The organism is Pseudoalteromonas sp. McH1-42, from assembly GCF_022347845.1.
GTDB classification, from domain to species: domain Bacteria; phylum Pseudomonadota; class Gammaproteobacteria; order Enterobacterales; family Alteromonadaceae; genus Pseudoalteromonas; species Pseudoalteromonas rubra_D.
Window position 1 is genome coordinate 1 of the sequence record NZ_JAKRFU010000079.1, and the last position, 1,062, is coordinate 1,062.

Annotated in this window: 1 protein-coding gene; it reads right to left on the reverse strand. The window is 57.9% G+C overall.

Going from position 1 to position 1,062, the window contains the following annotated elements:
- Nucleotides 1-1,062, reverse strand: a 1,062-nt coding sequence (locus MHN31_RS24095) for an AMP-binding protein (protein WP_239445555.1), incomplete at both ends; no start/stop codon positions are given.

Here is a 1,062-nt window from a genome sequence, read left to right on the forward strand (position 1 = left end):
CTGTGTGCTTATCTGGCTGGCTTCTACATTGAGCAGCTGCGCCCAAATCTCACATACCGCCTGCTCTGTGTCTGTTTGCGGCGCTACGTAACGGCCCTGCAGTGCGGTGGCATCCACCTCCGGCAGCGCCTTTTTGTTGATCTTGCCACTGGCTGTCAGCGGCCACTCAGGGACCACCTTGCCCAGTCTTGGTACCATGTATTCCGGTAAACACGCTGCCAGGCTCGTCAGTGCAGCCGTGATGAAGTCGGTGTGCTCAGCCTCGTCCAGTGTCTGAGTCGGATGAATATAGGCCACCAGATACAAGCCATTGGCTCCATTTTTCGCCAGCACCACCGCGCTGTCGATGGCCGCCTGACGACTCAGCTGTTCGCTTATCTCACCCAGCTCCACCCGGAAGCCCCGGATCTTCACCTGATCGTCTGCGCGTCCCACAAAGGCTAAGTTGCCATCCGCCTGATAGCGCACTAAGTCGCCGGTGCGGTACAGGCGCTTTGAGCTGCCTGCCACATTGGCATCATAAAATGGATTATCGATGAAGCGCTCGGCACTCAGTTGTGGCTGATTCAGATAACCCCGCGCCAGCCCGTCACCACCCAGGTATAGCTCCCCGGTGGTGCCATACGGCAGCAGCGCCAGCTTATCATTGAGGATGAACGCCTGACTGTTGTTAATCACCCGTCCGATACTCGGCGCCTCGTCCAGGGGCTGAGTAAAGCGCGCACAGGTTGAATAAGTGGTGTCTTCTGACGGACCGTAGAGGTTATACACCCGCTCACAGTGCTCACCGGCGAGTAACTGATTCACCACGTCGCGGCCCAGCGGCTCACCTGCCAGGTTCACCACCCGTACACCCGCCGGAATGCCTCCCTGCTCCAGCAGGGCTTTAATCGCCGAGGGCACCGTATTAATTAATGTGACCTCCACCGGCGTCGTCAGCAGACTCAGGGCACTGTCGACCAGCACACAGCTGCCACCACGGGTCAGAGGTAAAAACAGTTCAAAGGCCGACAGGTCAAAGTTGATTGAGGTGCTGCATAGCATCCGCGCATAATCTTCACG